Origin of the sequence: Phenylobacterium sp., assembly GCF_030680185.1 — a bacterium.
Lineage (GTDB): Bacteria > Pseudomonadota > Alphaproteobacteria > Caulobacterales > Caulobacteraceae > Phenylobacterium.
Genome location: NZ_JAUXVZ010000049.1, coordinates 1 through 13,699, shown reverse-complemented (window position 1 = coordinate 13,699; position 13,699 = coordinate 1). Strand labels below are relative to the sequence as shown.

Annotated in this window: 13 protein-coding genes, 1 tRNA gene and 2 pseudogenes; 15 read left to right on the top strand and 1 reads right to left on the bottom strand. The window is 65.6% G+C overall.

The features are described from left to right. The 3 genes and pseudogenes from tuf to Q8L83_RS11740 form a co-directional block, all read left to right on the top strand. A pseudogene (tuf, locus tag Q8L83_RS11750) lies at positions 1-133 on the top strand (elongation factor Tu); the annotation flags it as partial. Positions 134-319: 186 nt separating this feature from the next. After that, entirely contained in the window at positions 320-1,528 is a 1,209-nt protein-coding gene (locus tag Q8L83_RS11745; RefSeq protein ID WP_305287136.1) for a GNAT family N-acetyltransferase, read from the top strand. A 10-nt stretch (positions 1,529-1,538) separates the two neighbouring features. Further along, positions 1,539-2,456, top strand: a complete 918-nt coding sequence (locus Q8L83_RS11740; protein WP_305287134.1) for a transcriptional regulator — start codon at positions 1,539-1,541, stop codon at positions 2,454-2,456. A gap of 29 nt (positions 2,457-2,485) precedes the next feature. Here Q8L83_RS11740 and Q8L83_RS11735 read toward each other — a convergent pair whose 3' ends face one another. Then, positions 2,486-2,698, bottom strand: a complete 213-nt coding sequence (locus Q8L83_RS11735; RefSeq protein ID WP_305287132.1) for a hypothetical protein — start codon at positions 2,696-2,698, stop codon at positions 2,486-2,488. A 205-nt stretch (positions 2,699-2,903) separates the two neighbouring features. Between Q8L83_RS11735 and Q8L83_RS11730 the strand changes: the two genes are divergently transcribed. The 12 genes and pseudogenes from Q8L83_RS11730 to Q8L83_RS11675 form a co-directional block, all read left to right on the top strand. Continuing rightward, positions 2,904-2,979 (top strand) — tRNA-Trp (locus tag Q8L83_RS11730). A gap of 86 nt (positions 2,980-3,065) precedes the next feature. Continuing rightward, complete coding sequence (secE, locus tag Q8L83_RS11725; protein WP_370868388.1) at positions 3,066-3,371, top strand: preprotein translocase subunit SecE; 306 nt, start codon at positions 3,066-3,068, stop codon at positions 3,369-3,371. Between the two features lie 6 nt (positions 3,372-3,377). After that, a complete protein-coding gene (gene nusG / locus Q8L83_RS11720) occupies positions 3,378-3,944 on the top strand; it encodes a transcription termination/antitermination protein NusG (RefSeq protein WP_305287128.1) in 567 nt (188 codons plus the stop codon). Between the two features lie 71 nt (positions 3,945-4,015). After that, positions 4,016-4,393 carry a GxxExxY protein gene (locus Q8L83_RS11715; RefSeq protein ID WP_305287126.1) on the top strand — a complete coding sequence of 126 codons (378 nt, stop codon included), beginning with the start codon at positions 4,016-4,018 and terminating at the stop codon, positions 4,391-4,393. A 207-nt stretch (positions 4,394-4,600) separates the two neighbouring features. After that, a complete protein-coding gene (gene rplK, locus Q8L83_RS11710) occupies positions 4,601-5,032 on the top strand; it encodes a 50S ribosomal protein L11 (RefSeq protein ID WP_305287124.1) in 432 nt (143 codons plus the stop codon). Positions 5,033-5,037: 5 nt separating this feature from the next. Next, on the top strand, positions 5,038-5,727 hold the full coding sequence (gene rplA / locus Q8L83_RS11705; RefSeq protein WP_305287122.1) for a 50S ribosomal protein L1: 690 nt from the start codon (positions 5,038-5,040) through the stop codon (positions 5,725-5,727). A 440-nt stretch (positions 5,728-6,167) separates the two neighbouring features. After that, positions 6,168-6,683, top strand: a complete 516-nt coding sequence (gene rplJ, locus Q8L83_RS11700; RefSeq protein WP_293317151.1) for a 50S ribosomal protein L10 — start codon at positions 6,168-6,170, stop codon at positions 6,681-6,683. Between the two features lie 45 nt (positions 6,684-6,728). After that, positions 6,729-7,109 (top strand): 50S ribosomal protein L7/L12, encoded by a 381-nt coding sequence (gene rplL, locus Q8L83_RS11695; protein ID WP_293317149.1) that lies wholly within the window; start codon positions 6,729-6,731, stop codon positions 7,107-7,109. 261 nt (positions 7,110-7,370) lie between these two features. Beyond that, positions 7,371-8,018: a VOC family protein gene (locus tag Q8L83_RS11690; protein ID WP_305287118.1), complete on the top strand. Its 648-nt coding sequence runs from the start codon at positions 7,371-7,373 to the stop codon at positions 8,016-8,018. Between the two features lie 7 nt (positions 8,019-8,025). Then, positions 8,026-8,589, top strand: a complete 564-nt coding sequence (locus tag Q8L83_RS11685; RefSeq protein WP_305287116.1) for a GNAT family N-acetyltransferase — start codon at positions 8,026-8,028, stop codon at positions 8,587-8,589. A 301-nt stretch (positions 8,590-8,890) separates the two neighbouring features. After that, positions 8,891-12,961 carry a DNA-directed RNA polymerase subunit beta gene (gene rpoB, locus Q8L83_RS11680; RefSeq protein WP_305287114.1) on the top strand — a complete coding sequence of 1,357 codons (4,071 nt, stop codon included), beginning with the start codon at positions 8,891-8,893 and terminating at the stop codon, positions 12,959-12,961. Positions 12,962-13,056: 95 nt separating this feature from the next. Further along, positions 13,057-13,699 (top strand): annotated as a pseudogene (locus Q8L83_RS11675) (DNA-directed RNA polymerase subunit beta'); the annotation flags it as partial.

Genomic DNA, 13,699 nt, shown 5'->3' with positions numbered 1-13,699 from the left:
CATGCCGGGCGACAACGCCGAGCTGGACGTTGAGCTGATCACCCCGATCGCCATGGACCAGGGCCTGCGCTTCGCCATCCGCGAAGGCGGCCGTACGGTCGGCGCCGGCGTCGTGGCCAAGATCGTCGAATAGTCCAAGGCTTCACAGCCTGACCTAAGACCAAGGCCGTCGGGGGAAACCCGGCGGCCTTTCTCTTTGGGCGTTGGTCGAGCGCCGCCTTTCCTTTTTCGCAACCCTCGCGTGGTTCTTTCATCTCAACGGTGCGTGTCTTGCAGGTTGACCAACCTGAGGATGCGCAATTGGGGAGAGGGCGCCAGAATGGGAGCCGGGATCAGCGTTGAGACGCGGCGAGCCAGCGAGCTCGATCCGCAGGCCCGCGCCCTTTGGGCGCAATTCCGCGCCGCTGATCCGGCCCTGGCCAGCCCCTATTTCGACTTTCGCTATGTGCTCGCCGCCGGCGAGACAGCGCCGGGCGCCGAGGTGGCGATCATCCGCCGGTCGGGCGCCATCGTCGCCTTTCTGCCCTTCCAGCGGCGGGGGGGCGCCATTCAGCCCATGGGCGCGCCGCTGACCGACTATCACGGACTGGTGGCCCAGCCGGGGGCCGACATCGATCTGAAGGCGGTGCTCGAGCACCTGCGCGCCCGCCGGTTCCGCTTTGGGGGACTTGTGGGCGGTCAGGCGCGGGTCAATGGCGCGGCGCCGAAGCCCGCCATGATCGCCAACCTCACCGGAGGCTACGAGGCCTATCTGGCGGGCCGCCGGGCGGCGGGGCAGGGCGGTTTCCTCAAGGATAAGCGTCGGCGTCAACGCCAGCTCGCCGAGCAGGTCGGCCCCTTGAGCTTCAGCCTGTCAGCCGATCCCGAGGTCCTGGAAACCATCATCACCGAGAAGCGCGCCCAGTGGCGGCGCACGGGCCAGCACGACGTGTTTTCCACGCCCTGGACCCAGGACCTGCTGCGCCGGCTCACCAGCGATCCGGAGGCCGACTTCGGCCTTCGGGTTGCGGTTCTGAAGGCGGGCGACAAGATCGTCGCGGCGGAGGCGGGGCTGCTTTCAGGCTCCGTCTATCACCTCTGGTTTCCGATCTATGACCCTGATTTTGCGCGATATTCTCCTGGCGCCCTGATGACGCTCGAAACCCTTCGCGTGCTCGCCGAGCAGGGGGTGGCCTTCGCCGACTTCGGACCGGGCGTCGAAGACTACAAGCGCGCCTTCGCCGATGAGGGCGACCAGGTGGTCGAAGGCGATGTGATGGCCGATCCCTTTGTCGAGGGGTTGCGCAACCTGGTCCGCCAGACCGTCGCCGGCTCGCCGCAACTGCACGACCGACTGCGGGATCTGTATCAGCGCCTGGACCGGCGCCTCGACCGCATCGCCGCCTGCGAGCCGCACCTGAACCGACAGATTTCGGCCGCCGGCCGCTCCCTCGGCCATATCGGCCGCCGCCATCGCGGGGTGGGCGCGGGGCTCGGACTAGGCCTGTGGCTCGCCGGCGCCACGGCCGGACTGCTGATCCTGGATTGAAGGAACGACCATGACCGCTGAGCCCGTTTCGGATCGTCTCGTCCCCGCCTGGACACCTGAGCAGAAGCGCGACTTCCGCAAGGCGCCGATCACCTTCGGCCATCGCCTGGCGCAGACGGGCCTGTTCGAGGACGAGGCGCTGGCGGCCCTGCTCGACCGCTATCCGGCCGAGCTCTACGATATCAACCTCTTCGACTATGACGATGAGGGGCAGGCGACGATGCGCACCGGCGTGCGTGGCCGTCTGCCCGGCGAAAAGGTGCTGGAAGGCATCAAGGACGGCCGGGTGTGGGTCCAGCTCCGGCGGATCGAGCAGCACTACGAGGCGCTGACCCCGGTGATCCACGGCGCGTTCCGGGAGATCGCCCGCGAGGCCACGGGCTTCAGGCCGGTGCAGCTGAATGGCCAGCTCATCCTCTCGGCACCCCAGGCCAAGGTGCCCTTCCATGCCGACGCGCCGGGCGTCTGCCTGTTCCACATGCGGGGCCGCAAGCGGATCTGGATCTATCCGGCCGACGAGGCTCACATGCCCCAGCAGGGCATGGAGAACATTATGCTCAAGCAGCAGACCGAAGATCTGCCCTATCGCCGGGACATGGACGCCTCAGCCCAGGTGTTCGACCTCGAGCCGGGCCTGGCGGCGACATGGCCGCTGCACGCGCCGCACCGGATCGAGAACCAGGAAGGCTTCAACGTCTCCCTGTCGGTCGACTACCAGACCTGGGGCACCCGCATGACCAACGGCGCCCACTACGCCAATGGCATCTTCCGGCGCAAAGGCATGCCGGTGGCCGCCATGACGCGCACGCCCATGCCGGCGCGCGCGGCCCTGTGGGCCACCTCCCTGGCGCTCAAGCGGGCTGGCCTGGTGGAAGACAAGATCGCCACCCTTGACCGCAGCTTCGAGCTGGACGGCGTCAAGACCTGAGACGGCGAGGCGACGGGCGGGGCAAAGCCTCAGTCGCCGCGATCGGCATCCGAATCGGCGGGCTCGGGCGCATCCTTGTTGGGCGCGCCCGTGGTGGGATCAGTGCGGGTCTTGTCGGACTTGGTCGATGACTGCGAGCCCGCGGGCACATAGGCCGAGGTCGGCGGCGAGCCCGGGCGCTGCTCGTCGTCCCGGTTACGGTCGTCGGCGGGCTTGCCCGGGGCGGGATTGGACGTCGTCATGGCGATCCTCGCAGGAAATGTCTTGAGGCGGGGAAACGCCGTAACGTCGCCCTTTGATCCGCCTTGCCCGTGCGGGGGACCCCTGCTAAACGAGCCGGCTCCGGTGATCGGCCGCGCGCCGGCGGGCTTTCCGCCTTCCGGCGCGTTGTTTATTGTTCGGAGCAGTCGTCCTGCGGCCCCGTGAGGGCCAAGGGTTGCGGCGCGTAGGAGTGTAGCTCAGCTGGTAGAGCATCGGTCTCCAAAACCGAGGGCCGGGGGTTCGAGTCCCTCCACTCCTGCCACCGCCGCTATGACTGTATCGCCTTAGAACCGCGCGGGCGGGTTCCTTCCTGGAACGCCGCCCTCAAGTAGAAAGTCGCTATCCTCGATGGCCAGGAAACCGGGCGCTACGCCGCAAGCGATGAGGAACCGCGCCGCCAAGACGGCCGCGGCCATGTCCTCGGGCTCGCCGCTCGCCGACTCCGCGCCGAAAAAGAAGACCAGCCCCGGCCAGTTCGCCCGAGAGGTCCGCGCCGAAGCGCGCAAGATCACCTGGACGACCCGCAAGGAGACCTGGATCACCTCGGTGATGGTCGGGATCATGGTCGTGCTGGCCGCGATCTTCTTCTTTGGGGTGGACTTCATCATCAGCTGGGTGATGGGCTTGATCCTCCAGTTCGCCAACGCGGGATAATCGAGAATGAACGCTGAAACCGCGGACGCCGTCGCGCCGAACAATCACAAGTGGTACATCGTCCACGCCTATTCCAACTTCGAGAAGAAGGTGAAGGAGGCCATCCTCGACCAGGCCCGCAACCAGGGTCTTGAGGATCAGTTCTCCGAAGTGCTGGTGCCCACCGAGGACGTGGTCGAGATCCGCCGCGGCCGGAAGATCAACACCGAGCGCAAGTTCTTCCCGGGCTATGTGCTGGTGAAGATGAACCTCACCGACGAGGCCTATCACCTCATCAAGAACACCCCGAAGGTCACGGGTTTCCTCGGCTCCGGCGCCAAGCCGCTGCCGGTCTCGGAAAAGGAAGTCGCCCGGATCATCGGCGCCATCGAAGAAGGCGTGGAGCGGCCCAAGCCGACCATCAGCTTCGAGATCGGCGAGCAGGTTCGCGTCACCGACGGCCCCTTCGCCAGCTTCAACGGCTCGGTGGAGCAGGTCGACGAGGAACGCGCCCGCCTCCGCGTCACTGTCTCCATCTTCGGCCGCGCCACCCCGGTCGAACTCGAATACGGTCAGGTCGAAAAGACCAGCTAGGCCCGGCTTGGACTTCGCTTCCCAAAAAAGGTGACACTAAGGACACCAAGGGATGCAAAGGACACGAAGGGGTGGATGACGCGGCAGAGCGTGTGGTTCGGGAGGTCGTCGATGCGGGCCTCAAGGTCCACCGTGCGCTTGGCCCCGGGCTGCTTGAGGCGGCTTACGAGCATTGCTTGGCCTACGAACTTGAGTCTCGCAGACTGACGGTCGAGCGCCAACTGCTGCTACCCATCGTCTATGAAGACCTCAGGTTGGAGGGCGCCTATCGCCTCGACCTCCTGGTTGACGGGTGCGTGATCGTTGAGGTCAAAGCCGTCGAGGCGCTTTCGCGCCTCCATGAGGCGCAACTTCTCACCTATATGAGACTGTCGGGTCGCCGGCTTGGTCTGCTCATGAACTTCAATGTCGAGCTGTTGAAGCACGGGCTCCGTCGCCTCGTTCTTTAACTTCGTGCCCTTCGCTTTCTTGGTGTCCTTCGTGTCACCTCTTTATTCCCCTCGCACGCCGCTTGCCGACCCAGGCCCCCGCTGATAGAAGCGCGGGCTTCGCCGGGCGGCCCTTGGTCGCGCGGCTCAAATCCGTGGGAGGGGGCTGGCCAGCCATAACCCCGCACCACGGCTCAACAGACCGGACGTCCGGTCAAAGAGGAGAAGATGGCCAAGAAGATTCTGGGCTATATCAAGCTGCAGGTGCCTGCGGGCTCCGCCACGCCTTCGCCGCCCATCGGGCCGGCGCTCGGTCAGCGCGGCGTCAACATCATGGGCTTCTGCAAGGAGTTCAACGCCCGCACCGAGAAGGAACCCAAGGGCACGCCCCTGCCGACGGTGATCACCGTCTATCAGGACAAGTCCTTCACCTTCGTCACCAAGACCCCGCCCGCGAGCCACTACATCAAGCAGGCGGTGGGCATTAAGTCCGGCGCCAAGCTCACCGGCCGCGAGACCGTGGGCAAGATCACCCGCACCCAGCTGCGCGAGATCGCCGAGTCCAAAATGAAGGACCTCAACGCTGTCGACGTCGAGGCCGCCGCCCGCATCATCGAGGGCTCCGCCCGTTCGATGGGCCTTGAGATCGTGGAGGCCTGAGACCCATGCCCAAGCAACCCAAGCGCATGCAGGCCTGGACCGGCGACCGTCTGGCCACCCATTCGGTGGAAGACGCCATCAAGCTGGTCAAGGAAAACGCCAAGGCCAAGTTCGACGAGTCGATCGAGATCGCCGTCAATCTGGGCGTCGATCCCCGCCACGCCGACCAGCAGGTCCGTGGCGTGGTGAACCTGCCTTCGGGCACCGGCCGCGACGTCCGCGTCGCCGTCATCGCCAAGGACGCCAAGGCTGACGAAGCCACCGCCGCAGGCGCCGACATCGTCGGCGCCGAAGAGCTGGTGGAACGTATCCAAGGCGGCTTCATGGAATTCGACCGCGTGATCGCCACGCCGGACATGATGGCCCTGGTCGGCCGTCTGGGTAAGGTGCTCGGCCCCCGCGGCCTGATGCCGAACCCCCGCGTCGGCACCGTGACGCCGAACGTGGCTCAGGCCGTGAAGGACGCCAAGGGCGGCGCCATCGAGTTCCGCACCGAAAAGACCGGCATCATCCACGCCGGCATCGGCAAGGCGAGCTTCTCGGACGACGCCATTCTGGCCAACGTCAAGGCCCTGGTGGACGCTCTCAACAAGGCCAAGCCGTCGGGCGCCAAGGGCACCTATGTGAAGAAGATCAGCCTGTCTTCGACCATGGGCCCCGGCTTCCGGGTCGAGACCGGTTCGGTCGGCGCCTAAGCGCCTCCAGCCGAACAGACGATCGAGGGGAGCTGCGGCGACGCAGCTCCCCTTTTTCGTGGGGCGTGGCGTTCCTCGACGGGGTGGAGGCGTTGCACGCCGGGCCTCAGTGCTGTATGAGCCGCGCCTCTAAGGTTTCGCCGCTCCGCAAGGAGGGGCGGGGACTGGAAGCTCCCGGTTTCGGGGCTTCCGATCCTGTCCAAGAACTGCGGGGTCCAGGGGTCGCCTGGGCCATAAGCGTGGAAGAGCCCTTCCACACTCGCGGGGAGACGGGAAGATGACGCCGACAAGGCCCATTTCCGCATGGCGGACAACGGGCGCGACGGCTGCGGCTTCTCTCATAGGACAGGCTGATGGTTCCGAAGCGGGGCTTCCCCGTCGCGTGGCCGTCGAACGGCGTCTGGAATAGTCCGGGCGTCGCACCTGAGTAGGAGACCGCAATGGACCGCGCTCAAAAGCAGGAAGCGATCGAGACGCTGAAAAGCGTCTTTGCCGAATCCGGCGCCGTGGTCGTGACCCACAACCTGGGTCTGACCGTTGCGGAAATGACGAATCTCCGGGGCCGCCTGCGTGAGCAGGGCGCCCAGCTGAAGGTGGTGAAGAACACCCTGGCCCAGAAGGCTCTGAACGGCTCGGTTGGCGAGGAGGGCGACGCCCTTTTCACTGGCCCCGTCGCCATCGCCTACGGCCCGGACCCGGTCTCCGCCGCCAAGGTCGCCACCCAGTTCGCCAAGGAAAACGAGAAACTCGTGATCATGGGCGGCCTGATGGGCACGCAGGTTCTGGACAAGACCGGGGTGAGCGCGCTCGCGACTCTGCCTTCGCTCGACCAGCTCCGCGGCAAGATCATTGGCCTCGTCCAGGCGCCTGCGACCAAGATCGCCGGCATCCTGCAGGCGCCGGCCGGTCAGCTGGCCCGCGTCATGGGCGCATACGCCGCCAAAGACGCCGCCTGATCGTCATTTTCCCGACACCCCCAATCTCTCAAGGATCAAAATCCCATGGCTAACCTCGAAAAGATCGTCGAAGACCTGTCGGCTCTGACCGTCCTGGAGGCCGCTGAGCTCTCCAAGATGCTGGAAGAAAAGTGGGGCGTTTCCGCCGCCGCTCCGGTGGCCGCTGCGGCCCCCGCCGCCGCCGGCGCCCCGGCTGAAGCCGCTGAAGAGCAGACCGAGTTCACCGTTGTCCTCACCGGCGGCGGCGACAAGAAGATCAACGTGATCAAGGAAGTTCGCGGCGTGCGTCCGGACCTCGGCCTGAAGGAAGCCAAGGACCTGGTGGAAGGCGCTCCCCAGAACATCAAGGAAAACATCTCCAAGCAGGAAGCTGAAGAGATCAAGAAGAAGCTCGAAGAAGCCGGCGCCTCCGTCCAGATCAAGTAGGACAGAGCGCGACAGCCGGAAGTGGACACCGGTTCCGGCGCCCGTCGCGCTCCAACATCTTGAGACCGTCCTTCCTCTAGGAAGGACGGGGGCGGCGCAAGCTCTGCGCTTTTCGACGGGCCCGGGGGGGAAACCTCCGGGCCCGTTTCCGTTGACAGGCCTCGGGGCGTGGGCTTTGATCATGGCGTCGCTGTAGGGCGCACCGGCCGTGTCGGCCGAGGGGGCCAGGCCCGCCTACGAACCTTAACCTGCAGCGCCCCGATGCCCGATATCGAGAACCTGAAGAAGCAGGCCAAGCAGATCGTACGCTGGCATCGCGAAGGCCGTCATACGGTCGCCGCGATGATCCGCGGAACCCTGCCGGACTGCGCCGGCCTCACAGATGGCGAGATCATGGCTCGCGAGTTCAAGCTCGCAGAGGCCCAGAGGCTCGTCGCCCGTCGGGAAGGGTTCGACAGTTGGGCGGCGCTGGTCACTCAAGGAGAGCGCCAAATGGTCGCCGACAAGCCTGTCGCCTATCCCCAAACCCCAGTGCTGAGAGCCGCCGAACCCTATGTGTTCGTCGCCGATTTCCGCCGTTCGCTGGCCTACTACGTCGACGTGCTGGGCTTTCGCGCCGCCCTGACCTACGGCGACCCGCCCTTCTTCGGCATGGTGGTCCGCGACGCGGCGGCGATCTGCATGCGGCAGGTGAAGCGCCCGGTGATGGACCACAGCGTCGGCGGCGAACTGCTGTCGGCGGCCATCGCGGTCAGCAACGCCCGGCTGCTGTTCCTGGAGCTTGAGGCTCGGGGCGCGACCATCCACCGGCCACTCAAGCGCGAACCCTGGCATGGTCAGGGCCAGGGGAACTTCATCGTCGCCGATCCGGATGGCAACCTGCTTGAGTTCGGCGGTCGCACCGACTGAGGAGGCCATGCCCGTCACGCTCGAAACCCCCAGCCTGGACCTGCTGCCGGCCTATGCCGACGCGCTGCGGCGGGGTTGGTCGGCGGACAATGTGCGGGGCAAGGCCGCGGCCGACGAAGAGCTCGAACGCATCGCCGCCGATCCTGAGGCCTTCGTTCGATCCCTCGACAACCCCGACGGCGGCGGCCCTCCGGTCATGCGTCTGGACGGAAGCCTGGGAACCCGGCTGCCCAGCATCCGGCGCTGGATCTGGGATGAGGGATTTTGCGGCGCGATCGGCCTGCGCTGGGGACCAGGCGGCGGACCGCTGCCGGACTGGTTCCCCTATGGCCACATCGGTTACGCCGTGCCGCCCTGGCGGCGGGGGCGGGGCTACGCCTCTCAGGCTCTGACCCTGCTGCTGCCAGAGGCCCCGGCGCGCGGGCTGGACTATGTGGAGCTGACCACGGACACCGACAATCCAGCCTCGCAGCAGGTGGTGATCAAGAATGGCGGGGTGCTGGTGGCGCGCGAACGCGATGACGCCGTGCATGGCGGTGTCGAGATTCTGCGCTGGCGTATCGATCTGTAGGCGGCGCCCATCCGCCTGGTTCCACAGCCCCTTTAACTTTTCTGTGGAAGGGGCTTCCCAAGCGCTTGCAAAAGCCTTATCTGGCGAGCTTCGCGAAATTCCGATTCAGCTAAGACGCGAGTCTTCGCACGTTCAGTCTCCGAGGCATGGTCCGTCGCCCTCCGACCATGCGAGGGAGCGTCCCCGACGTAAAGGGGACATTTCCAGCGTCCGGCCCCCGGCCTCGGGGGTTTTGAGGGTGGACGCAGGATGACACTTACGGCGCGCTGGCCTGACGCCCGCGCGCGCTCAAGGGAATAAAATGGCGCAATCCTTCACCGGCAAGAAGCGGATCCGGAAGTCTTTCGGCCGCATCCCCGAAGCTGTGCAGATGCCGAACCTGATCGAGGTTCAGCGCTCATCTTACGAACAGTTCCTGCAGCGTGAAGTGCGCCCGGCCGATCGCCGGGACGAAGGGGTCGAGGCGGTCTTCAAGTCCGTCTTCCCGATCAAGGATTTCAACGAGCGCGCCGTGCTCGAATACGTGTCCTACGAGTTCGAGGACCCGAAGTACGACGTCGAGGAATGCGTCCAGCGCGACATGACCTATGCCGCGCCGCTGAAGGTGAAGCTGCGTCTCATCGTGTTCGAAACCGATGAAGAGACCGGCGCCCGCTCGGTGAAGGACATCAAGGAGCAGGACGTCTATATGGGCGACATCCCGCTCATGACGGAGAAGGGCACCTTCATCGTCAACGGGACCCAGCGCGTCATCGTCTCCCAGATGCACCGCTCGCCGGGCGTCTTCTTCGACCACGACAAGGGCAAGACCCACTCCTCGGGCAAGCTCCTGTTCGCCGCCCGCGTCATTCCCTATCGCGGCTCCTGGCTCGACTTCGAGTTCGACGCCAAGGACATCGTCTATGTCCGTATCGACCGCCGCCGCAAGCTGCCGGCCTCGACCTTCCTGATGGCTCTGGGCATGGACGGTGAGGAGATTCTCTCCACCTTCTATGAGACCGTGACCTTCGAGAAGCGTGAAGGCGGCTGGGCCACCCAGTACAAGCCCGAGCGCTGGCGCGGCGTGAAGCCGGAATTCCCGCTGATCGACGGCGAGACCGGCGAGGAAGTGGCCCCGGCCGGCCAGAAGATCTCGGCCCGTAACGCCAAGAAGTTCGCCGATGCGGGCCTCAAGGTCCTGCTGCTGGCGCCTGAGGCGCTCACCGGCCGTTACCTGGCCAGCGACCTGGTCAACCACGAGACCGGCGAAATCTACGCCGAGGCCGGCGACGAGCTGGACGTGACCCTTCTGGCGTCGCTGGAAGAGCAGGGCTTCACCAAGTTCGACGTCCTCGACATCGACGAGGTCAATGTCGGCGCCTACATGCGCAACACCCTGCGCATCGACAAGAACACCACGCGCGAAGACGCGCTGTTCGACATCTATCGGGTCATGCGTCCGGGCGAGCCGCCGACGGTGGAAGCCGCCGAGGCCATGTACAACAGCCTGTTCTTCGACTCCGAGCGCTACGACCTGTCCTCAGTCGGCCGCGTGAAGATGAACATGCGCCTGGAGCTGGACTGCCCTGACGACGTCCGCGTCCTGCGCAAGGCCGACGTCCTGGCCGTGCTCAAGACCCTGGTCGGCCTGCGGGACGGCCGCGGCGAGATCGACGACATCGACAACCTCGGCAACCGCCGGGTCCGTTCGGTGGGCGAGCTGCTGGAAAACCAGTACCGCGTCGGCCTGCTCCGCATGGAGCGCGCCATCAAGGAGCGCATGAGCTCGGTCGATATCGACACGGTCATGCCCCATGACCTGATCAATGCGAAGCCGGCCGCCGCCGCCGTGCGGGAGTTCTTCGGCTCCTCGCAGCTGTCGCAGTTCATGGACCAGACCAACCCGCTCTCGGAAATCACCCACAAGCGCCGTCTCTCGGCCCTTGGTCCCGGTGGTCTGACCCGCGAGCGCGCCGGCTTCGAAGTCCGCGACGTGCACCCGACCCACTACGGCCGGATCTGCCCCATTGAGACGCCGGAAGGCCCGAACATCGGCCTGATCAACTCGCTGGCCACCCACGCGGTGGTCAACAAGTACGGCTTCATCGAGAGCCCGTACCGCCGGATCAAGGACGGCAAGATCACCGACGAAGTGGTCTACATGTCGGCCATGGAAGAGGCGAAGCACGTCATCGCCCAGGCCAACATCAAGATCGAAAACGGCGAGATCGTCGACGATCTGGTCCCGGGCCGCGTGAACGGCGATCCGACCCTGCTGCCCAAGGACACCGTCGACCTGATGGACGTCTCGCCCAAGCAGGTCGTCTCCGTCGCCGCCTCGCTGATCCCGTTCCTCGAGAACGATGACGCCAACCGCGCCCTGATGGGCTCGAACATGCAGAAGCAGGCCGTGCCGCTGGTCCGCACCGACGCCCCCCTGGTGGGCACGGGTATGGAAAGCGTCGTGGCCGTGGACTCCGGCGCCGTGGTCGTGGCCCGCCGCTCTGGCGTGGTCGAGCAGATCGACGGCACCCGTATCGTCGTCCGCGCCACCGAAGAGACCGACCCCACCAAGCCGGGCGTCGACATCTATCGGCTGCAGAAGTTCCAGCGCTCCAACACCTCGACCTGCATCAACCAGCGTCCGCTGGTCCGCGTGGGCGACCGGATCGCGGCTGGCGACGTGGTGGCCGACGGCCCGTCCACGGAGCTCGGCGAACTGGCCCTGGGCCGCAACGTGCTCGTCGCGTTCATGCCCTGGAACGGCTACAACTTCGAGGACTCCATCCTCATCTCCGAGCGCATCGTGCGCGATGACGTCTTCACTTCGATCCACATCGAGGAGTTCGAGGTCATGGCCCGGGACACCAAGCTCGGCCCCGAGGAAATCACCCGCGACATCCCCAATGTCGGCGAGGAAGCCCTGCGCAACCTGGACGAGGCCGGCATCGTCGCCATCGGCGCCGAGATCCAGCCGGGCGACATTCTGGTGGGCAAGGTCACGCCGAAGGGCGAAAGCCCGATGACGCCGGAAGAAAAGCTCCTGCGCGCCATCTTCGGTGAAAAGGCCTCCGACGTCCGCGACACCTCGCTGCGCCTGCCGCCCGGCGTGTCGGGCACGGTGGTCGAGGTCCGCGTGTTCAACCGCCACGGCGTCGACAAGGACGAGCGCGCCATGGCCATCGAGCGCGCCGAGATCGACCGTCTGGGCAAGGACCGCGACGACGAGTTCGCCATCCTGAACCGCAACATGACCTCGCGTCTGCGCGACATGCTGGTGGGCAAGGTCGCCGTCTCCGGGCCCAAGGGCCTGGGCCGCGGCGAAATCACCGCTGACAAGCTGAACGACATCTCGCCGGGCCTGTGGTGGCAGATCGCCCTGGAGGACGAGAAGGCCATGGGCGAGCTGGAGGCCATGCGCCGCCAGTTCGACGAGGCTCGCAAGCGCCTGGACCGCCGGTTCGAGGACAAGGTCGACAAGCTGCAGCGCGGCGACGAACTGCCCCCCGGCGTGATGAAGATGGTCAAGGTGTTCGTGGCCGTGAAGCGCAAGCTTCAGCCCGGGGACAAGATGGCCGGTCGTCACGGCAACAAGGGGGTCATCTCCAAGATCCTGCCGATCGAAGACATGCCACACCTCGAAGACGGCATGAACGTCGACATCGTGCTCAACCCGCTGGGCGTGCCCTCGCGGATGAACGTCGGCCAGATCTTCGAAACCCACCTGGGTTGGGCCGCCGCCGGCCTTGGCCGCCAGATCTCCGATCTGCTGGAGGCCTGGCAGAACGGCGGTCAGCGTCAGGCCCTGATGGACTGGCTGCGGGACATCTACGGCCCCGAGGAAGAGCTGCCCGAGACCGATGAGGAACTCATCGAGCTCGCCCGCAACCTCTCCAAGGGCGTGCCCTTCGCCACGCCGGTGTTCGACGGCGCCCACATCGACGACATCGAGAACCTGCTGGAAAAGGCCGGTCTCAACCGTTCGGGTCAGGTGACGCTGTACGACGGCCAGACCGGCGACCAGTTCAAGCGCCCGGTCACGGTCGGCTACATCTACATGCTGAAGCTGCACCACCTGGTGGACGACAAGATCCACGCCCGTTCCATCGGCCCCTACAGCCTGGTCACCCAGCAGCCCCTGGGCGGCAAGGCCCAGTTCGGCGGTCAGCGGTTCGGGGAAATGGAGGTCTGGGCTCTGGAAGCCTACGGCGCGGCCTACACCCTGCAGGAAATGCTGACGGTGAAGTCCGACGACGTGGCCGGCCGGACCAAGGTCTACGAGTCCATCGTGCGCGGCGACGACACCTTCGAGGCGGGCATCCCCGAGAGCTTCAACGTTCTCGTCAAGGAAATGCGCTCGCTGGGCCTCAATGTGGAGCTGGAGAACAGCTGATCGCTGCCTTCATCCCGCGCCGCCGTCTTTGCGGGGGGAGGGGCCGTCAGCCCCTCCCTCTCGCCTTCCAGAATTACTGACGAACTGGAAATCTGATGAACCAGGAAGTCCTGAATATCTTCAATCCGGTCCAGGCCGCTCCGACCTTCGACCAGATCCGCATCGCTCTGGCCTCGCCCGAAAAGATCCGCTCGTGGTCCTTCGGCGAGATCAAGAAGCCCGAGACCATCAACTACCGGACGTTCAAGCCCGAGCGTGACGGCCTGTTCTGCGCCCGTATCTTTGGCCCGACCAAGGACTACGAATGCCTTTGCGGCAAGTACAAGCGCATGAAGTACAAGGGCATCATCTGCGAGAAGTGCGGCGTCGAGGTCACCCTGGCCCGCGTCCGCCGCGAGCGGATGGGCCATATCGAACTGGCCAGCCCGGTCGCCCACATCTGGTTCCTGAAGTCCCTGCCGAGCCGCATCTCGATGATGCTCGATATGGCGCTGAAGGACGTGGAGCGGGTGCTCTACTTTGAATACTACATCGTCACCGAGCCGGGCCTGACCCCGCTGAAGCAGCATCAGCTGCTGTCGGAAGACGACTATATGCGCTTCCAGGAGGAGTTCGGGGACGACAGCTTCACCGCCGAGATCGGCGCTGAGGCCGTCCAGGGCCTGCTGAAGGCCATCGATCTGCCCAAGGAGGCCGAGAAGCTCCGCGAGGACCTGCTCACCACCACCTCGGAAATGA